Origin of the sequence: Mesobacillus subterraneus, from assembly GCF_020524355.2 — a bacterium.
GTDB lineage: Bacteria > Bacillota > Bacilli > Bacillales > Cytobacillaceae > Mesobacillus > Mesobacillus subterraneus_C.
This window is the reverse complement of the sequence record NZ_CP129019.1, coordinates 3,465,914-3,485,350: the sequence shown is the minus strand read 5'-3', so window position 1 is coordinate 3,485,350 and position 19,437 is coordinate 3,465,914. Positions and strand designations below refer to the sequence as shown.

Below are 19,437 nucleotides of genomic sequence, written 5' to 3'. Positions count from 1 at the left end.
AATATATATTCCGTAGATTATTTTTAAAGGCTCTTTTAAAGCAGTTGAAATGAACAACTGAAATGCTTTTGAAAGGAATTGTTGAACTTGAAAAATCCACGTTTAAATACATTGATGACGGAGTGGCTGCCAGAAGCGACGATTGAGCAGATACAGGAAAAAATGGACAATGGCGAGCTGTCTTCTCATGATCTTGTCCTGATGTACCAGGCCCGCATCGCCGCCTTTGATCAAACAATCAATTCTGTGCTTGAACTGAATCCTGATGCATTGCAAATCGCGGCTGCACTGGATGCTGAACGAAAACAGAAAGGTGTAGGAGGCCCTCTGCACGGCATTCCGGTCCTGGTGAAAGATAATATTGATACAAAGGACAAATTGCATACTAGTGCTGGTTCGCTGGCACTGAAGGATTCGTTTGCTCAGAAGGATTCTTTTGTTGCTGCAAAGCTTAGGGAAGCTGGGGCGGTCATTCTTGGGAAAACGAATATGACCGAGTGGGCTAATTTCATGGCAAATGGCATGAAGAGCGGCTACAGCTCCCGTGGTGGTCAGGTACTGAATCCTTATGGTACCGGGAAATTCGATGTCGGCGGCTCCAGTGCTGGTTCCGGTGCAGCAATTGCCGCTAATTTCGCTGCAGTAGCGGTCGGAACAGAAACTGATGGCTCAATTTTGAACCCAGCTTCGCAAAATTCATTGGTAGGCATCAAGCCGACAGTCGGCCTTGTCAGCCGGAGCGGCATCATCCCGATTGCCCACTCACAGGATACAGCCGGTCCAATGGCTAGAACGGTCAAGGATGCGGTTTACCTTTTAGAAGCGATAGCAGGCCAGGATCCTCAAGACCCGGCAACCATGATGAGTTTGCCAAAATTTAACCATGAAACCCTATTTGATGTGCAGGGGCTAAAAGGATCGAAAATTGCTGTTGTCAAGGAAGAGTATATTGGAAAATGGACTCAGGAACAGGAGCAAATTTTTCAAAAAGCGGTTGAAAAACTGGAAGAGCTTGGCGCCGAGATAGTTGAAGCTACAATTCCAGCGTCAAAAGCAACTTGGGGATACAAGGTTCTAAGCTATGAATTCAAAGCAGATTTAAATGCTTATCTGAACGGGCTTGCACCGAGTGTTCCAGTCAGGACGCTTGCTGACGTGATTGCTTTCAATGAAGAGCACGGTGAGAAAATGCTGAAATACGGCCAGGAAGTGCTGCAGGAATCCGAAGCGACAAGCGGAACATTGACGGAGGCTGAATACCTCGAAGAACTAGAGTATAACCTTTACATGGCTAGGGAGCAGGGAATTGACTATGCTGTGAAGGAATATGGTGCAGATGCGGTGCTTTTCCCGATGGATGGCTCGACAATTGGCTCGAAGGCAGGGTACCCGTCTGTAACCGTCCCGGCAGCTTATACAAAAACTGGAGAGCCAGTCGGTATCACTTTCACCGGTACTGCCTTCAGCGAACCATTGCTGATCAGACTTGCTTATGCATACGAGCAGGCAACCAAGGTGCGCCAGGCGCCTGAACTTGGAATAAACGCCGGGAGAAAAATCCATACTACTTCATGAATCCATCAAAAGGAGCGAGGTAGAATGGGTAAACAAAAGCTCGGCAACGGGAACGCCCAGCGCAACAACAACAAGAAAAAAGGCAACAACACACCTGAGGAACTAGTCGAATTCACAACCGGCCAGACAGAAAAGAAATTCAACAACCCGATTGATTAAACAACAGCAAAGTGCCCCGGCGATTTCTTCGCCAGGGCACTTTTTACATTAAAAACGGTAATTAAATCGAGCAAATTAAATTAAATATAGGTGAAATCGAAATTATCACCAGGCACTAGAAGGAAAACAAGCATAGATTGAGCAAACTCAAAAGATTATTGGCGAACAATTAAATAATTCGATTACATTTGAAGTTAATTCGACCACATGTCGAAATATATTGGCGGATTTTTGATTTTTCCGACCACATTCAAGGATTATTCGACCAAATGCTAATTCACCCGGTTTCTACCTGCACATCAATGCCCGCCACTCTTATCAAAATTGCTTCCCGAAACGTCGGCGACATTCTCAATCGCGACCAACGCGTTTGGATCGATTTCATCGACAACGGAGCGGAGGGTAGATAATTCGATACGGCTGACGATGGTGTAGATGATTTTCTTCGGTTCATTTGAGAAAACACCCTGACCCTGGATATAGGTCATGCCGCGTCCTAATTGCTTGAGCAGTGCTTCGGCGATTTCTTCAGGGACGTCGGAAATAATCGTAACTGATTTGAGCTCTTCCATCCCTTCGACGACGACGTCAATCATCTTGAAGGCGATGAAATAGGTGATGATTGAGTACATGGCCGTCTCCCAGCTGAACACGAGCAATGCTGCAAGAACGAAGATGAACAAGTTCATGACCATGACAATCTGTCCTACAGAGACTGTCCGCTTTTTGCTGACTAGGATCGCGATAATTTCGGTTCCGTCCAATGCACCGCCTGCCCTGATGACCAAACCAACACCAGTTCCAAGGATAACCGCACCGATGATCGTTGCTAAAAATAAATCATCTGTCACAGGTTCAAAGTGGTGTAAATAAGCTGTTGCCCCTGATAAAATAATGACTCCATATAAGGTGTGAAGCGTGAATTTCAAGCCCATCCTCTTGTATCCTATATAAAGGAAAGGCAAGTTGAACAAAATCAGGTAAATACTCATCGAGATGTTTGTCAGTTCCGCTGCGATAATCGAAAGCCCGATGACTCCACCGTCAAGGATTGCATTAGGAACAAGGAACATATCTAGCCCAAAAGCCGCGATAATTGCCCCGATTGTTATTGTCACCATTTGTGTGATTTCTTTGACTACTCTTTTTTTCTTCGTTGCTGCCACTGAATATCCAACCCTTTTCTATTAAAAATAACTTCTGTGAATTAGTAATGTATGTACTATACTTATTGTATCAAACTTAAAGTTTATCTGGTATTTTTACATTAAATATCGATGATTAGTAAAACCGGTAATTGGGGTAAGGAGAAGGGTAAGTTATTTGAAATTACGGAGGGGCTATTTTGACTAACGATACTCATGTTAAACATAGATCAAATAATCAGCAGTCAGGATCAAAGAAACAGAAAAATCATCAGACTGGCAACAAGAAAAGCAAGTCTTATATGAGAACGAATCCTAAGCTGCAGGAGATTGAGGAAAACAGATTGAAGCGGGTTGATGACAATCATCAAAAGAAAAACAACGATAAAGGAAGCGAAAATTCTAAGCAATCCAATCAATCTAGTAATGAAAAAGGGAACACTTCTTCAAATCAATCCAAAAAAGAATACGGGAACAATCGTAAGAATGAAGGGGATAAGAAACCATCAACTTCCGATTCTGGCGCTAATAATTCAGAAGAACATGAAGTAAATCATAAAGAGCAGTCTGGAAAGTTCGAAACAGCTTTTAACAGGATTCATAAAGAGTTGAAGGAAATGGTGAAGGGGACCGACAGCGATGCGTTTGTCGAACTGCTGTACTCGGGTTACAAAAACCATTCATTAGTGCGGAAATATAAAAGCGAGCTGCATCAGTTTGCGAAGCTTAGGAATGCGATTGTCCATGAGCGGGTGAATGCTGATTTTTATATTGCTGAACCGCATATCGAGGTGGTCGAACGGATTGAGGAAATTGCGAGGGAATTCGAAAAGCCGCAGACAGCGTTATCGATTGCGACCAGCCCGGTGTTTTACTATTATGAGGATGCCTATCTTAAAGATGTTCTAAAGGTAATCAATAAGTTTGATTTTACAAGATTCCCTGTCTATGACAAGGATGATAAGTATGTTGCCTTGCTGACTTCAAAGGAGATCATCCAGTGGATGGCGAAGCATTTTACCGACAGTGTGGTTCATTTCGAGGATGTCCGTGTCCAAGAGCTGTTGACGAATGGGAAAAATTACTTTGTGATCTTTGTTGATGAGGATGCATCTTTGTATCATATTGAAGAATTGTTTGAACGCTACCATACTAGAGGTAAGAAGCTGCAGGCGGTCATTATCACGGAAACGGGAGATCGCCATGGAAAGCCAATCGGAGTCATCACGCCTTGGGACCTGCTGGACAGTGATCTTGAAGATTGACATCCATGAACTTGGACAGTTAACTCACGTTTAGATCATTGACGTAATTGAGCCGAAATTGATATACTGCAACTATTAAAGACTATTTTCTAACCCGTAATAACTCTTATCCAGAGCGGCGGAGGGACAGGCCCTTTGAAGCCCGGCAACCTTCATTTATGATGAAAGGTGCTAATTCCTGAAGATAAGTGAGGCTGATTGATTTGTAACCTCTCCTTATTTGGAGAGGTTTTTTAATGAATGAAAGTATAAAATTTTTCGACTTAGATTCGTGTCCAGCTCCAGCGCCTAGCCCCTCGAGTCGCTTCGGTCCTGCCAATGAAGTCAAAGAACGACTTCACTGTCAGGCCCTCCAGCGCTTGTCGGGGCTGATCAAGGCGCTTGCGCTTTTCTTAGTGTTCAGCTCCAGCGCCTAGCCCCTCGAGTCGCTTCGGTCCTGCCAATGAAGTCAAAGAACGACTTCACTGTCAGTCCCTCCAGCGCCTAGCCCCTCGAGTCGCTTCGGTCCTGCCAATGAAGTCAAAGAACGACTTCACTGTCAGTCCCTCCAGCGCTTGTCGGGGCTGATCAAGGCGCTTGCGCTTTTCTTAGTGTCCAGCTCCAGCACTTAGCCCCTCGAGTTGCATGTCTAGCTGCGGCTCCTAACTGCTCGAGTCGCTTGTCTAGTGTCGCCTCCTAGAAACTCCGAAACTTCAACTCCGCCGGCAGAAGCAAAAAGCGCTTCTTTGTCGGAGTCTCCAGTTTCTCCGTTTCTGGACAGTCGGCTATACATTTCCATTTCGATCCGCTCAGGTGAAGTCAAAGAACGACTTCACTGGTCGGCCCTCCAGCGCTTGTCGGGGCTGATCAAGGCGCTTGCGCTTTTCTTAGTGTTCAGCTCCAGCGCCTAGCCCCTCGAGTCGCTTCGGTCCTGCCAATGAAGTCAAAGAACGACTTCACTGTCAGTCCCTCCAGCGCTTGTCGGGGCTGATCAAGGCGCTTGCGCTTTTCTTAGTGTCCAGCTCCAGCGCCTAGCCCCTCGAGTCGCTTCGGTCCTGCCAATGAAGTCAAAGAACGACTTCACTGTCAGGCCCTCCAGCGCTTGTCGGGGCTGATCAAGGCGCTTGCGCTTTTCTTAGTGTCCAGCTCCAGCGCCTAGCCCCTCGAGTTGCATGTCTAGCTGCGGCTCCTAACTGCTCGAGTCGCTTGTCTAGTGTCGCCTCCTAGAAACTCCGAAACTTCAACTCCGCCGGCAGAAGCAAAAAGCGCTTCTTTGTCGGAGTCTCCAGTTTCTCCGTTTCTGGACAGTCGGCTATACATTTCCATTTCGATCCGCTCAGGTGAAGTCAAAGAACGACTTCACTGGTCGGCCCTCCAGCGCTTGTCGGGGCTGACCAAGGCGCTTGTGCTTTTCTTACGATTGTTAATATCAAATTCTAAAAGCAGGTGAAAAAAATGGCAAAGAGATTTGAAACTGAAGTACTTCATTCAATACATACGAAGCAAAAGGGAATCAAAAGCAAAGCGACACCAATTTATCAGACGTCAGCGTTTACGTTTAATGATCTTGACGAGCTTGAGGGATTTTATCAGGGAGAAGGAAGCTATCTGTATTCTAGGGTAGGGAACCCTAATACCGATGAACTTGGTCAATCTGTAGCGGCACTTGAATACGCGGAAGACGGGGTAGCTGCTTCCTCTGGTTTGGCCGCTATTTTAGCGGGAGTTTTGGCTGTAGCGAGGAACGGAGATCATATCGTTGCAGCCGATGATGTATATGGCGGGAGCTTCCATATGCTGAAAGCTGAGCTTGAACGCTTTGGGATCGAAACGACGTTTGTATCTTTTTCTGACCTGGACAAAGTTAAACAGGCAATCAAACAGAATACGAAGCTTCTTTACACGGAGTCCATCACCAATCCGCTCCTCCGTGTTGAAAAACTAGAGGAAGTCATTTCACTGGCTAAAAATAGAAATCTCACTGTTTTGGTTGACAACACATTCGCTACTCCGCTCCATGTCCGTCCGTTTTTACTCGGAGCCGACCTGGTCGTCCACAGCGCAACGAAATACATCGGAGGTCACAGTGATGTCACTTCAGGTGTTGTTGTTGGCAAAAAGGAACTAATTGCAGAAGCGCGTGCTCGAATTGTTAATCTTGGGGCGAACCTCAGTCCGTTTGAGGCCTGGCTGACATGCAGGGGATTGAAGACTCTGGCGTTAAGAATGAAGGCTCAATCGGAAAATGCAAGGTTGCTGGCTGACAGTCTTAGTGACAATCAAAATGTCGCAAAAGTATATTATCCATTCGCTGAGGGTGAAAAAGGATTTGGTGCGATCGTGACGATTGAACTGGCAGAACACGTGGATACCGATTTATTTTTCAAATCGCTTGGCTGGGTAAAAATCGTGCCAACACTTGCGGGAGTCGAAACGACAGTTTCCCATCCGCTGAAAACCTCCCACCGCGCACTGCCTCCACAGGCGCAGGCAGAGCTTGGCATTACATATCGCTTAGTGAGGATTTCAGTTGGAATCGAAAACAGCCAGGATATTATTGAACAATTTAAGGCAGCGCTGGTTCTATCTGGAGAAAAATTTAATCATAGATAACAAAAAATTCACTTTCTTTGATATCATATGAATATCAAAGATTACATACTCTACAGGGTTTGTTGAGGGAGTGAAAAAGAGATGCAAGGGTTTAATCATCTCTCGTTGAAAACAAAGGTTTTTGCCTTTTTTGGATTGTTGTTCTTTGTTTATGCTGTATCAACGATTTATAATTTCTACTTATTGAATCAATTCAAAGGAAATTCCGACCCTTCCGATTTAGTGACGAAAAGCATTTACTCAACCTCAATCGCGGGAACACTTATTTCAATTGGCTGCCTTATTTTTATCATGATTTTATTCAAAAGAGTCATCCGGCCTATCGATCGTCTTACAGAGGCTACTCAAAAAATTGTACAGGGTGACTTATCGGTACATCTGGATAACGAGACTAATGATGAAATCGGAAAGCTGACAGTCCATTTTGACTCAATGATCAGCCAGTTACGGGTACTTGTAGAGCAATGCCAAAGTAATACACAGTTGTTGCATGACTCTGCCAAACAGCTCTATGACAGTTCACAAGGTCATGAAAAAGAAAGTGAGGTCATCAATTCATCTATCCGGAAAATCTCGGCAGGTGCCCAACAGCAGCAAGGACATTCTGTCTTATTAATTGATATTGTTGATAGCATGGTGAATAGGATCCATGAAATTGCTGACCTGGCAAACCGTATCGAATTAATGTCTACTAACAATGCAAGACAAAGTGAAGAAGGTATGAGCCTGATCAGTGAAACGAGTAATCAGGTGGGTTACATGGAACAAATTTCGAGTCAGGCAGCTGAGGATGCTGGGCAGTTGGCAATGAAAACAAATGAAATCGACAAGATTGTTAATTTGATTTCCGGGATTGCCAATCAAACGAATCTGCTAGCATTGAATGCAGCGATTGAGGCGGCGCGTGCCGGGGACCAAGGGAAAGGGTTTGCTGTAGTGGCTGGGGAAGTGCGCCAATTGGCAGAACAATCACTAACAGCTTCAAAACAGATTCAGGAAATCATTGAAGATGTCCGTGCGGAAATTAATAAAATGGTGGAAGTCATGGCTGGTGGGAGCCTGGAAGTCCAAAAGGGAAGCCGTTTATTTGGGAATGTTCAGTCCCAATATCGTGATATGAGGGAAGGGATCTTGTCTATTCAAAATGAGATCGGACGGATTACTCACTCTGCGGACGATTTGAATCTACAGACTAATAAGCTTTCATCCATGAATAATGAAACAATAGGAATTTTAGAAATCAATAGTGCTGGAATAGCTGAAATGGCAGCAGGGTTTGAAAAACAAGGCGAGACTGTCAGGGAAATTACGGCTACTGCAGAGAATTTGACTGAAGTCTCCTCCGTTTTGAAAAAGACGGTATCTGTTTATCACAACAGACAATAATGTTCGACATGAGGTTTACGTCTCCTGTATGCGGGTATTTTTATAAGGACTACTCGTCTAAAGGAGGCTTTTATTATGTTTGAACATGAAAAACATCTTGTTGGAGTATATGATAATGAGCAAGACGCAATCCAGGCTGTTGAGGACCTGAAAAGACAGGGATACTCAACCGATGATATTTCTGTTATCAGTAAGAACGAAGATGAGGTTCACGATGTCAACGAAGCTACCGGTACTAAGACTGAGGAAGGTCTTGCTGCAGGTGCGGCAACAGGCGGCGTATTAGGCGGCCTTACTGGATTATTGGCAGGCATCGGAGCACTGGCGATTCCTGGCATTGGACCAATTGTAGCTGCAGGCCCAATCGCTGCGACACTTACCGGCGCGGCAGTAGGCGCAGGTGCAGGCGGGTTAACTGGGGCATTGATCGGAATGGGTATTCCTGAAGATGAAGCTGACCGCTATGAAGGCTATGTAAAAGAAGGAAAGATTCTCGTTGTTGTCGAACGCGACGAAAACAGAGTTGGCTTGAATGACGATGCTACAACTGCTAGGTTAGACGGCACAAGAACTAACGACCCAGTTGATGCACCGCTTACTTCGGACAACCCTGCCAACACACGTTTTGATAACACCCGCGACTTTTAAAAAAATGTCATAAAAAGGGCTGCCATTCAATTGGCAGCCTTTTGGCATTTTTAAATGTTACTCATCTTTCTTCGTATCCAATAGATCAATATGGCTTGCATCCTTCAGGTTAAAAGCCGTTGAGATAAAATACAATAAAAAACCGCCAACTAAACCGAGACAAATGACAAAACCGATGGTCATCACCCAAAGATAGCCCATAATTCGCATTCCTCCCTTGATAAAACTATATGCACAGTTTTCGTGATGTTTTCACGCAAAAAATAATAAAGTATAATTTCTTGAAATAATCTCATCCTATCAGTTGAGGAGGAGTGTATTGTGTTCAAAAAAATAATCTTAGCCTTATTATTGATCGTAATGGCAATCCCGACGGTTTCGTTTGCCCAACAGGTCCACACGGTACGGTCTGGTGACACTCTATGGAAAATATCAGTCAGGTACCAGGTTGGCCTTTCGGAAATCATCGCCGCCAACCCACAGTTTAAAAATCCGAACTTGATTTATCCTGGCCAGAGGGTGAATATCCCTACTATAAGAGCAACAAAGAGCATAGAAAGCCAGGTAATCCAGCTGACAAATCAAGAGCGTGCCAAGAATGGCCTGAAACCGCTCGCTGCTGACTGGCAGCTTTCCAGGGTTGCACGATATAAATCTGCTGATATGAGAGACAAAAATTATTTCTCCCATACAAGTCCGACCTATGGCAGCCCGTTCACGATGATGAAAAACTTTGGTATCAATTACAGAAGCGCCGGTGAAAATATCGCTGCCGGGCAAAGGACACCAAGTGAAGTAGTCCAATCATGGATGAACAGTCCTGGCCACCGCAAAAATATCCTTAGCCCTACATACACCCATATCGGTGTTGGACATGCAACTGGCGGATCGTATGGACACTATTGGACACAAATGTTTATCGCAAAATAAATAATATCTCGTATGGAAATAACCCAGTGAATAGCCACTGGGTTATTTTTTTTATTGTTTACCAGGAAATTATAAAATTATTTAGTGTGGAAAACTACATGTTTTTTTAAATCCAGCTCCCGCGCCTAGCCCCTCGAGTCGCTTGTCTAGCTGCGGCTCCTAACTCCTCGAGACGCTTCGGTCCTGCCAATGAAGTCAAAGACCGACTTCAATGTCAGGCCCTTCAGCGCTAGTCGGAGTTGAGCAGTCGCCTTCGCTTTTCGAATTGTCTAGTGTCGCCTCCTAGAAACTCCGAAACTTCAACTCCGGCGGCAGAAGCAAAAAGCGCTTCTTTGTCGGAGTCTCCAGTTTTCTGCGTTTCTGAACAGTCGGCTATACATTTCAGTTTCGGTCCGCTCAGGTGAAGTCAAAGAACGACTTCACCGGTCAGCCCTCCAGCGCTTGTCGGGGCTGAACGAGGCGCTTGCGCTTTTTGTTCTTGTGCCGGTATATCAGATTATTGGCCAATATCGCAGAAAAAAAGAATTCTAATGCCCTCAAAGAACAGACACTACCTATAGTCCTGCGCTTCCCTAAGCCTCAGGTCCTACCGCAAAATCAAGCTCAGGCACGTTATTGAATTTTTGCGAGAAAGGTAAGATGTAATCATAAGAGATAAGGAGGAATTGAACATGAAAAAATTTGGTTTACTTGTTGCCGGCTTCATAGCAGCCATGGTGCTGATTTCTAACCTTGGTCCACTCGTCGGACTTGGGGTCAGCTTGCTGGTGCTCTACTTCGTCGTCAAGCAATTTTTAAAGACTGACTCGACTGCCGCAAAAATTGGCTGGGGAATCGTCGGCTTCATCATCTTGATGGCAACTGCTTCTAACGTACCAGCAATCCTCGGGATCGCAGCTGCTTATGTCCTGTACCTAGTATATAAAAACTGGGACAAAAAAGAAGAAGCAATCCGCGAAGAAAGCGATCCTTTCGTCAACTTCGAAAAGCAATGGGCAGAGTTGAAAAATAACTAATTCTAAAAGGAGAGATTTTCAAATGGCAAATCTATTAACAAGAATTAAAAACACGGTAATGGCAGATCTTCACGAGGCACTTGACCAGAAGGAAAAGAAAAATCCGATCGCGCTGTTGAATCAGTATCTTCGTGAATGTGAAAACGAAACAGAAAAGGTCAGAAAGCTTCTTGAGCGTCAGGGACAATTGAAGGCACAGTTTGCACGCGAGCATCAGCAAGCGCTTGAAATGGCTGAAAAGAGAAAATACCAATCCGAGGTCGCAATGAGAGCTGGAGAATCCAACCTTCAGGAGTTTGCACAGCAGGAGCAGAACCAATATGAAGAGCGAGCTGCCAGGTTGAAAGAAGCAATGGATAACGCTGTCAAACAACAGCTTGAGCTTGAGCGGAAGTATGAAGAGATGAATCATAAGCTAAAAGATATGCACATCCGCCGCCTTGAAATGATGGGACGTGAAAATGTGACGCGCGCCAATTACAGGATGGACCAGGTGATCGATAACCATTCAAATTCCGACAAAGCCTATTCAAGATTTGCAGAGATGGAAACCTACCTTGACCATCTAGAGGAGAAAGTAAATAGCACTTACAACCGCAATACAATTGACAGCAGGATTGCCCAGCTGGAAAAAGAGTTTAAAAGTAAAGAATCACATACTATTTAATAGGCAAAACATGGTATTCTATAGAGGCGCAGGCACCTGCGCCTTTTGAGTATCACCTCGAAAGGACTTCATATTACCAATCCTCTATCATGTGTATTCCATTTTTAAAATAAATCTAGAGGAAGGGAGGAACCAGCATGTTGAACAACATGAAGAATGATTATGTAAGCTGGATTGTTATTACAGGACTTATTTTGCTTTTGCTCGAAGTTTCATTTTTTAACGAAGGACTGATTTTCTCCCTTCTTGCGAGCGGAGCGATGGTTTATTTCGGTCGCTCTTTAATGCCTAAGAAATCTGGAAAGCTATTGTTCTGGGTAGGTTTGTTCTTTTTCCTGAGCAGTGTTTTCAGCATGATGACGTTCAGGTTTTTCTTATTGGCGGTGCTGATCTATCTTGCCTATCAATTTGCACAGTCGAAAAAGAAGCCAGAAGTGATCACGCCAGTTTTACAGGAGCCTGAAAAAGAAGTCAGGAAGGAAATGCTGATTGAAAAGCCTCCTCTTTTTAAAAATCGTCTGTTTGGCCATCAGGAAACGCCGTCTCATGTATATGAATGGAACGATGTCAATATCCAGACCGGGATTGGCGACAGTGTGCTTGACCTGAGCCTGACGGTGCTGCCAAAGGGAGAAACAGTTATTTTTATCCGTAATATCATTGGCAATGTAAAAGTGTATGTGCCATATGATTTAGAGGTCACCCTCCGGCATTCGTCAGTCATTGGGTCTGCTGAAGTATTTGAGCATGAGGAAGGAAGGGTGCTGAACCAGAGTCTGTATTTACAGACACCAGGCTATGACGAAGCAGAACAAAAGGTTAAGATTTTCACCTTGATGCTTGTTGGTAATATCGAGGTGAAACGGATATGACGACAGCTATGCGCCAAATCTTATGGGGCTTGACCCTCGGGATTATTTTATTCATAGCGGTGACTGTGTCTTTTGTGTTTGTTTTTCCCGTGGCGAAGCTTTCTGATCTGTGGAACCGTGAGCTGATGGATATTCCTTTCATTATTTTCACCTTCAGCATTAGTGTCGTGTTGGGCGTTGCTTTCGGTATGTTGTCAGGAACCTACTGGAGGAAACAATTCGGTACGGTTGACAACTGGCTATTTCAGCTGGAGGAAGGACAGGAGCCTGAGATTGAACAGAATCAGGCATACGCGGAAATTTCATCGATTTCGAAAAGAGTCGGCAAGCTGCATAAGCAAATCTCTGAAAAAGCAATGTTGTCACAGAGACTTGCGACTGAAAAAGCAGAGGAGCAAGAGTCGCGGATTCAGGAAATCATTTCGCAGGAGCGCAACAGGCTTGCCCAGGGAATTGCATGATTCGGTCAGCCAGCAGCTTTTTGCGGCATCGATGCTGATGTCCGCAATCAATGAAACAAAGGGTCCGTCAGAGGAACGAGAAGCGAAGCAATTGAAAATGGTTGAGGAAATGATTCATCAGTCGCAGCTCGAAATGAGAGCGTTGCTTTTGCATTTGCGGCCGGTTGCCTTGAAAGGGAAATGCCTGCAGGAAGGAATCGAGGAGCTGTTAATCGAATTAAGACAAAAAGTCACCATGAATATCAAGTGGAAGGTCGAGCCGTTTCCGTTGGATAAAGGAGTCGAAGACCACTTATTCCGCATCCTTCAGGAGTCTGTTTCGAATACGCTTCGCCATGCAAAAGCAGAAGAGCTCGAAGTATTGTTGATCAAGCGTGATGATAAAGTGATTATGCGCGTGGTTGATGATGGTATTGGTTTTAGCGTAGAAGAAACAAAAGCAGGATCATATGGCCTCCAGAATATGCATGAACGTGCCGGGGAAATCGGCGGTACATTGAAGATTGTCAGTGTAGAAAATAAAGGGACCAGACTTGAGGTCAAGGTTCCAATATTAGTGGTGGCGGGTGAGAAGAATGATTAAAGTTGTGTTTGTAGATGACCACGAAATGGTGCGGATTGGAGTTTCTTCTTATTTATCAGCTCAGCCGGATATTGAGGTGATCGGGGAAGCGGATAATGGGAAGACAGGAGTCGAGATGACGCTTGAACTGCGTCCGGATATCATCCTCATGGATCTGGTCATGAAGGAAATGGACGGAATCGAGGCGACAAAACAGATCATCGAACAATGGCCTGAAGCAAGAATTATCATTGTGACCAGTTTCCTTGATGATGAAAAAGTGTATCCTGCGCTCGAAGCCGGTGCGACGAGCTATATGCTGAAAACATCGAAAGCCAGTGAAATCGCTAATGCGGTAAGAGTTACATACTCAGGGCAGCCGGTGCTCGAGCCAGAAGTAACGGGCAAGATGATGATGAAAATGCGTCAGAAAAACAATGTTGAACTGCACGAAGAGCTGACAGAGCGCGAGATGGAAGTCTTAAAGCTGATTGCCGAAGGAAAAACAAACCAAGAAATCGCAGATGAGCTATTCATCGCATTGAAAACCGTGAAGACGCATGTCAGCAATATTTTAAGCAAGCTGCAGGTGCAAGATCGCACCCAGGCTGTCATTTATGCATTCAGACATTCAATCGTAAAATAACACAGGGGGGACTCTTTATGGAGCCATTATTAGGTTTGTTCGGTCTTTTTGGGGTATTGTTGTCAATCGGAGTGCCAATCGTTCTAATTGTGCTTTTTGTCATGCTGGTAATGAGCACGAAAAGACAGGAAGCAACGTTGAATGAAATCCTCGCAGAGCTGAGAAAGAAAGATTCGTCTCAGGATTATTTGAATCGATAAAACAATTCTCAAGATTATTTGAGTCGATAAAACAATTCTCAAGATTATTTGAGTCAATAAAACAAGTCTCAGGTTCATTTAATCGATAAAACAAAAAGAGGCCAGGCCCAGGCGGCCCCTATTAAATCTTAATTTGCTTTCTTATCGATTACATCTAACTTCATAAGCATTTCGCTTAACGCAATGGATATGACTTCCCGTTCTTCAAACTCATTTGGATAATGGGAAGCGCTATTTATATAGTTATGCTTTTCAGCTAACTTTTCCTTTATCTTTTTTGCACATCCAGAGCTGGTAATCAGAAAGTTCCAGTTGTCTAAGCATTTCCACCCACTCCTTCGTTAGTTATCCATTACCCGCAGTCCAAGCTTGCTTAAACGCTTTATCTAAAAGATATTCATAATGGGAAAAATTGAGAAAATACCAGGGTGATGGAACTGAACCAGAATTAATAATATGTTTGATTAACTTGAATCAGTGACTGAATGATAAAAAAATGAAATTCTTCATTCCATGAACGTTTCAGGAAAAACTTGCTAAATTAAATAGGTAATTGTAAAATGAAATTAATTATTATTGAACGGAGGTGAAAAGAGATGATCAAGGCTGTTTTTGTACGCGGATTTTGGAATGAATTCCTTTATTTTTGTCGTGCAAAATTTGCTGTTGCAGCTGTCAACGGGATACGTATGCCCTTTTTTAACAGTTCAATATCAAATACAAACGGTAGGATCATCTCTTTTCCCGCTTAATTGCAAGCTTCGGTGAATGGGGAGGGCTCTTTTGCCCTCCTTTTGTATTCACTTTGATTGCTGGAGCCAGGAGCAGAGCCATCTGCCCCTGGCTTTTTTTCGTTTATAAAACAAACCGGGGTGCATTTGGTGAAAAGGGGGATCGTTAATAGGAGGAAAAAATAATGATAGCATGCAGCATTAACCATATCAGCAAAATGTACGGAGGCAATCTGATTTTTGAGGATTTGTCTTTTGAAATAAATGAAAAAGATACGGTTGGTCTGGTTGGACCAAACGGTTGCGGCAAGACAACTTTGATGAGACTGATTGCCGGCATGGAAGAGGCGGATCAAGGAAAGATCCACTGGAAAAAAGGATTGAAAATCGGCTACCTTGCTCAGATTCCAGTATATGAGGATGAGATGACCGCCAGGCGAGTCCTGGAAACGGCGTTTGACAAGTTGCTGGCTGTTCAGGAGGAAATGAAGCAGCTTGAAACCGAGATGGCAGAAGCAGGGGAGGATTCGCTAAAGCTGGAAAGGCTGCTGGCGAAATATGGAGTTCTACAGGAAAAGTTCAGTCTCGGAGGCGGTTATGAAATGGAAGCGAATATTGACCGCATTGCTAACGGCTTAAAGATTGAGGGCTTGCTTAATTCGAATTTTAACAGCCTTAGCGGCGGTGAGAAAACGAAAGTAGGTTTGGGATTGAGTCTGCTTAGGAATCCAGATTTGCTGCTTCTCGATGAGCCGACAAACCATCTTGATATTATGGCTGCTGAGTGGCTGGCTGAATTTTTGAAAGAATACGATGGGACTGTTGTGATCATCTCGCATGACCGTTATTTTCTTGATGAAACAGCAACGAAAATTCTCGACCTGGAGGATGGAGAGATTGACCTCTATCATGCTAATTACAGTGGATTCATTCAAGAAAAGGAAGCGAAATTACTGCGTGAATTCCAGGCGTTTGAAGAGCAGCAACGCAAAATCAAGAAAATGAAAGAGGCAATCAAGCGTCTGCGTGACTGGGCAAATAGAGCGACCCCGCCAAGTGCGGCCCTCCATAAAAGGGCAACGAACATGGAGAGAGCGCTGGCCAGGATGGAGAAGCTGGACCGGTCGATTTTAAACAGGAAGAAAATGAATTTCGAGCTGGATACAGGAGCGCGGAGCGGAAAGGACGTGCTCGTCTTCAAAGATGTCATGAAATCATTTGGAGATAGGGAACTTTTCTCAAAGATCAATTTTCAGCTTCACTATCAGGACCGTGCGGCGATTGTCGGTGAAAATGGATCAGGCAAGACGACTTTGCTGAAGTTCATTCAGGATGATCTTGCCCCTGACCAGGGTGAAGTCCGAAAAGGCAGCAATGTCAAAATCGGCTACCTGTCACAGCATATGGAGCTTTCCAGTCAGGAAGGCACCGTGCTTGATGCATTCCGGAACGAGGTAGTAATGAATGAGGGAGAGGCCCGTAATGTGCTCGCGGGATTTTTGTTCTATGGTCCGGATGTTTTTAAGAAAGTATCCCAGCTGAGCGGCGGGGAACGGATGAGACTGCGCCTGGCCCAGTTGATGCACCAGGACCTCAATTTCCTGATTCTTGATGAACCAACCAATCATCTGGATATTGATTCACGAGAAGTACTGGAAGAAGCGCTGGCAGGGTTCGAGGGTACGCTGCTCGCCGTTTCCCATGACCGTTATTTCTTGAATAAGCTTTTTGATAAGGTTTACTGGCTGGAAGGCGGAGAGTTGACGGAAATAGAAGGCAATTATGACCGCGCGAGAGTGAAAATGGCTGAGAAGCGGAAACATTGGGAGGATGCGGCTACATCTTCAGTTACAGCGCAAACTGCTAGGACTGTCATTCGGCGAGAAAAAGTCAAATCACCAGTTGTTGAGATCGATGAGGAAGCTCTGTTAGAAGAAATAGAGACTCATGAAAAATCGATTGCCACACTTGAACAGCAAATGGCGAAAATGACCGACCTCACAGTGCTCCAGGAGCTCCACACTGAAAAAGAAGTTTTAGAGTCAAAGCGATACCAGCTGTATTCCAGACTTGAAGAAATATATTAACTACAAGATGAAGAACTGCTTTTGGGCAGTTCTTCCTTTATTTTACTGGGAAAAACACGTCGGATTTTCCAATTCGCTATAAAAACGAGAAATTCGCTATAAAAATGAGAAAATCGCTATAAAAACGAGAAATTCGCTATAAAAATGAGAAAATCGCTATAAAAACGAAAAAATCGCTATAAAAAGGTAATGCCGCTATACAATCACTAGAATATCGCAATAAAAAGATAATCCCGCTGTACAATCTCTAGAATAACACGATAAAAAGGTTAATCCCGCTGTACAATCACTAGAATAACGCGATAAAAAGGTTAATCCCGCTGTACAATCTCTAGAATAATGCGATAAAAAGGTTAATCCCGCTGTACAATCTCAAGAATATCGCAATAAAAAGGGTAATCCCGCTGTACATTTACTAGAAAAACGCAATAAAAAGATAATCCCGCTATACAATCTCAAGAATATCGCAATAAAAAGGGTAATCCCGCTAAACATTCACTAGAATATCGTGATAAATATGAAAATACCGCTCTATAAAGTAATTCCAGCAACTGAAACTCCGCAAATGGTGAAAAAGCCAAACACATATACTCAAAATTTCCCCTTTCATATTGTCCGAACTTGTCTCATATGTTTATAGGAGTAAATGAGACGGGATTGGGAGAGAAGCTATGAATACATTTTTAAAAGGGATGACTATCCTCGTGATTGCTACTTTTCTTGGAGAAGTGGTGGAGTTCCTTGTCAATATGATCCTGGCAAGGGAACTCGGGGAAAGCGGGATGGGGCATTACATGACCATATTGCCGACGATTTTCCTGATCATGATGCTCGCGAACTTTGAGCTGCCAGTGTCGATTTCCAAGATGATTGCGGAGAAAGATGAGTCTTACCACCGGAGCATGATCAAGCATGCCATTAGGCTTGCGGTGGTATTCACGACGGTTCTACTGATTGCGGCTGCCATTATGCTTCCCATCATTCCGGTATTCAAGGATTATCACCCCCTGCTGAAATGGGTTGTGCTGTCACTCATTCCGGTGATGACGATCACCGCTATTGCCAGGGGATTTTTCATGGGAAAACAGGATATGGGCAAAATCGCGATATCCCATTTTGTGAGGAGAGCGGTCCAGCTCATCCTGCTTTCAGCTCTTTTTCAGTTTTTTGAGTTTGGAAGCGAAACGGCTCTTCTTGTTGCGTTTTGCACACTGGCGGGCAGCGAACTTGTCGTCTTTCTTTATCTATTACACTACTTCATTATGTCTTATCAGAAGATTAAAAGTGTACCAGGTAAGCATGTAAGCGGGCGAGAAGTGAGAAAGAGTCTTGTGGAGGTTTCCGTGCCGACGACCGGGCTGAGGATTTTTCATTCCCTGACGCATGCTGTTCAGCCTTTTCTGATAAAATTTGCGATTGTCAGCGCAGGATTTTCAGCTGAAGTGGCAACGGAACAATTCGGGATGATGGCGGGAATCGCAATGACGATTGGATTTTTCCCGGCATTTATCGCTCATTCGTTTCTCATCATACTAATTCCGACTGTATCGAAGGACTATGCTGAAAGAGAATTTTTCAAGCTGCAGAAGCTGCTTCAGCAGGTGATGCTGCTGACCCTGCTGTATGGCTTGCCATCTGTAACAGCTTTTTACTTTCTGGCTGAGACATTGACCAATACCTTCTTTCATTCTGCTCAGGCAGCAGTCTTTTTGCAGCTGTTGGCGCCATACTTCCTGTTCCACTACTTCACCATCCCGATGCAGGCTTATCTGATTGGTCTCGGATTGGTGAAGGACGCTTTTATTCACTCTGTCTATGCTACGATTGTGACCTTTTCTCTTATTTACCTCGTCGGCTCAAAACTAGAATGGGGGATGGAGGGGGTCATCGTCGGCATGAATACTGGCAGTATGGTCATCCTGCTGCTGCATTATTTGACGATTTGTAAAAAAATTGGCAGTACTTGGGTGGCTAAGAGTACAATCAAAGATTCGAGATTTTAAAAGGAAAATAAGGATTCGTGCAGAATTAGTTTAACAGCATAATTTTCAGGAGTGATGAAGTGGATAAAGTATTGCGTGGGCATCATCTTCTCTGTGTGCATGGATTCAGAGGGATGGGCTACAGCCCGGAATTTGTGAAGAAGATGGAAAGTATCGTAACTGATATACGGGACACTGAACAGGATTTTTACATAAAGGTGGTCGCGGCGTTCGATGACGCATGTATGTCCTGTCCGCATAGGGGCCTTGAGATTTGTGAGGCAAGTGAGGGTTCGAATGAACATGTTCTGTCGATGGATGGAAATGTCATTCGTCATCTTGGACTGGTGCCTGGGGAACGTTACCTAAAATCTGAGCTTGTCCAGTGGACGGCGGAAAAGGTTAGACCAGATGACCTTGATGTGCTTTGCAAAAACTGTTCATGGCTGCAATACGGAGTTTGTAAAGACGGAATTGCTGAACTACGTGAAAATAAAAATGCCTGACTCGTAA

20 protein-coding genes, 1 pseudogene and 1 riboswitch are annotated in these 19,437 nt (G+C 44.3%); of the genes and pseudogenes, 17 read left to right on the top strand and 4 right to left on the bottom strand.

Annotation, left to right across the window (positions count from 1 at the left end; all coding sequences use genetic code 11):
* The first annotated feature begins 87 nt into the window (after nucleotides 1-87).
* Both LC048_RS18180 and LC048_RS18175 read left to right on the top strand, forming a co-directional pair.
* Complete coding sequence (locus LC048_RS18180; protein ID WP_226602501.1) at nucleotides 88-1,575, top strand: amidase family protein; 1,488 nt, start codon at nucleotides 88-90, stop codon at nucleotides 1,573-1,575.
* Nucleotides 1,576-1,599: 24 nt separating this feature from the next.
* On the top strand, nucleotides 1,600-1,734 hold the full coding sequence (locus tag LC048_RS18175; protein WP_264188439.1) for a hypothetical protein: 135 nt from the start codon (nucleotides 1,600-1,602) through the stop codon (nucleotides 1,732-1,734).
* A gap of 299 nt (nucleotides 1,735-2,033) precedes the next feature.
* Here LC048_RS18175 and LC048_RS18170 read toward each other — a convergent pair whose 3' ends face one another.
* Nucleotides 2,034-2,900, bottom strand: coding sequence for a YitT family protein (locus LC048_RS18170; protein ID WP_226602503.1), 867 nt, complete (start codon nucleotides 2,898-2,900; stop codon nucleotides 2,034-2,036).
* Nucleotides 2,901-3,079: 179 nt separating this feature from the next.
* On the opposite strand from LC048_RS18170, the gene LC048_RS18165 reads away from it, so the two are divergent.
* Entirely contained in the window at nucleotides 3,080-4,144 is a 1,065-nt protein-coding gene (locus LC048_RS18165; protein ID WP_226602504.1) for a CBS domain-containing protein, read from the top strand.
* 103 nt (nucleotides 4,145-4,247) lie between these two features.
* Nucleotides 4,248-4,335: riboswitch (SAM riboswitch) on the top strand.
* A 437-nt stretch (nucleotides 4,336-4,772) separates the two neighbouring features.
* On the opposite strand, the gene LC048_RS18160 is transcribed toward LC048_RS18165, so the two are convergent.
* Nucleotides 4,773-4,946 carry a hypothetical protein gene (locus tag LC048_RS18160; RefSeq protein ID WP_226602506.1) on the bottom strand — a complete coding sequence of 58 codons (174 nt, stop codon included), beginning with the start codon at nucleotides 4,944-4,946 and terminating at the stop codon, nucleotides 4,773-4,775.
* A gap of 353 nt (nucleotides 4,947-5,299) precedes the next feature.
* On the bottom strand, nucleotides 5,300-5,473 hold the full coding sequence (locus LC048_RS18155) for a hypothetical protein (RefSeq protein ID WP_226602506.1): 174 nt from the start codon (nucleotides 5,471-5,473) through the stop codon (nucleotides 5,300-5,302).
* Between the two features lie 105 nt (nucleotides 5,474-5,578).
* Between LC048_RS18155 and LC048_RS18150 the strand changes: the two genes are divergently transcribed.
* The 3 genes from LC048_RS18150 (at nucleotide 5,579) to LC048_RS18140 (ending at nucleotide 8,770) form a co-directional block, all read left to right on the top strand.
* Nucleotides 5,579-6,736 carry a trans-sulfuration enzyme family protein gene (locus tag LC048_RS18150; RefSeq protein ID WP_226602508.1) on the top strand — a complete coding sequence of 386 codons (1,158 nt, stop codon included), beginning with the start codon at nucleotides 5,579-5,581 and terminating at the stop codon, nucleotides 6,734-6,736.
* 81 nt (nucleotides 6,737-6,817) lie between these two features.
* Nucleotides 6,818-8,122: a methyl-accepting chemotaxis protein gene (locus LC048_RS18145; RefSeq protein ID WP_226602510.1), complete on the top strand. Its 1,305-nt coding sequence runs from the start codon at nucleotides 6,818-6,820 to the stop codon at nucleotides 8,120-8,122.
* Between the two features lie 75 nt (nucleotides 8,123-8,197).
* Complete coding sequence (locus LC048_RS18140; protein ID WP_226602512.1) at nucleotides 8,198-8,770, top strand: YflT domain-containing protein; 573 nt, start codon at nucleotides 8,198-8,200, stop codon at nucleotides 8,768-8,770.
* Nucleotides 8,771-8,827: 57 nt separating this feature from the next.
* Here the strand turns inward: LC048_RS18140 and LC048_RS18135 are convergent, their stop codons facing one another.
* Nucleotides 8,828-8,971 carry a hypothetical protein gene (locus LC048_RS18135; RefSeq protein ID WP_226602514.1) on the bottom strand — a complete coding sequence of 48 codons (144 nt, stop codon included), beginning with the start codon at nucleotides 8,969-8,971 and terminating at the stop codon, nucleotides 8,828-8,830.
* 159 nt (nucleotides 8,972-9,130) lie between these two features.
* Here LC048_RS18135 and safA point away from each other — a divergent pair, with 159 nt between their 5' ends.
* The 11 genes and pseudogenes from safA to LC048_RS18080 all read left to right on the top strand — a co-directional run bounded on the left by safA (nucleotide 9,131) and on the right by LC048_RS18080 (nucleotide 19,430).
* Nucleotides 9,131-9,700, top strand: coding sequence for a SafA/ExsA family spore coat assembly protein (gene safA / locus LC048_RS18130; RefSeq protein WP_102264970.1), 570 nt, complete (start codon nucleotides 9,131-9,133; stop codon nucleotides 9,698-9,700).
* A 671-nt stretch (nucleotides 9,701-10,371) separates the two neighbouring features.
* Nucleotides 10,372-10,716, top strand: coding sequence for a lmo0954 family membrane protein (locus tag LC048_RS18125; RefSeq protein WP_102261390.1), 345 nt, complete (start codon nucleotides 10,372-10,374; stop codon nucleotides 10,714-10,716).
* Between the two features lie 22 nt (nucleotides 10,717-10,738).
* Nucleotides 10,739-11,383, top strand: a complete 645-nt coding sequence (locus LC048_RS18120; protein ID WP_226602515.1) for a PspA/IM30 family protein — start codon at nucleotides 10,739-10,741, stop codon at nucleotides 11,381-11,383.
* 137 nt (nucleotides 11,384-11,520) lie between these two features.
* Nucleotides 11,521-12,255, top strand: a complete 735-nt coding sequence (gene liaF / locus LC048_RS18115) for a cell wall-active antibiotics response protein LiaF (protein ID WP_226602517.1) — start codon at nucleotides 11,521-11,523, stop codon at nucleotides 12,253-12,255.
* Nucleotides 12,252-13,299: pseudogene (locus LC048_RS18110) on the top strand (sensor histidine kinase). The gene liaF and the pseudogene LC048_RS18110 overlap by 4 nt, the downstream one beginning before the upstream one ends.
* Nucleotides 13,292-13,924: a response regulator transcription factor gene (locus LC048_RS18105; RefSeq protein WP_226602520.1), complete on the top strand. Its 633-nt coding sequence runs from the start codon at nucleotides 13,292-13,294 to the stop codon at nucleotides 13,922-13,924. Before LC048_RS18110 ends, LC048_RS18105 begins: the two are co-directional and overlap by 8 nt.
* Before the next feature lie 17 nt (nucleotides 13,925-13,941).
* Complete coding sequence (locus tag LC048_RS18100) at nucleotides 13,942-14,124, top strand: hypothetical protein (protein ID WP_226602522.1); 183 nt, start codon at nucleotides 13,942-13,944, stop codon at nucleotides 14,122-14,124.
* A gap of 596 nt (nucleotides 14,125-14,720) precedes the next feature.
* Nucleotides 14,721-14,876 (top strand): RAxF-45 family protein, encoded by a 156-nt coding sequence (locus tag LC048_RS18095; protein WP_306048343.1) that lies wholly within the window; start codon nucleotides 14,721-14,723, stop codon nucleotides 14,874-14,876.
* 164 nt (nucleotides 14,877-15,040) lie between these two features.
* Nucleotides 15,041-16,942 carry a ribosomal protection-like ABC-F family protein gene (gene abc-f, locus LC048_RS18090; RefSeq protein ID WP_306048341.1) on the top strand — a complete coding sequence of 634 codons (1,902 nt, stop codon included), beginning with the start codon at nucleotides 15,041-15,043 and terminating at the stop codon, nucleotides 16,940-16,942.
* A gap of 671 nt (nucleotides 16,943-17,613) precedes the next feature.
* Complete coding sequence (locus LC048_RS18085) at nucleotides 17,614-18,945, top strand: polysaccharide biosynthesis protein (protein ID WP_306048339.1); 1,332 nt, start codon at nucleotides 17,614-17,616, stop codon at nucleotides 18,943-18,945.
* A 113-nt stretch (nucleotides 18,946-19,058) separates the two neighbouring features.
* The gene (locus LC048_RS18080) at nucleotides 19,059-19,430 is read left to right on the top strand and encodes a DUF1284 domain-containing protein (protein ID WP_264188465.1); all 372 of its coding nucleotides are present in this window, start codon (nucleotides 19,059-19,061) and stop codon (nucleotides 19,428-19,430) included.
* Nucleotides 19,431-19,437: the final 7 nt, after the last annotated feature.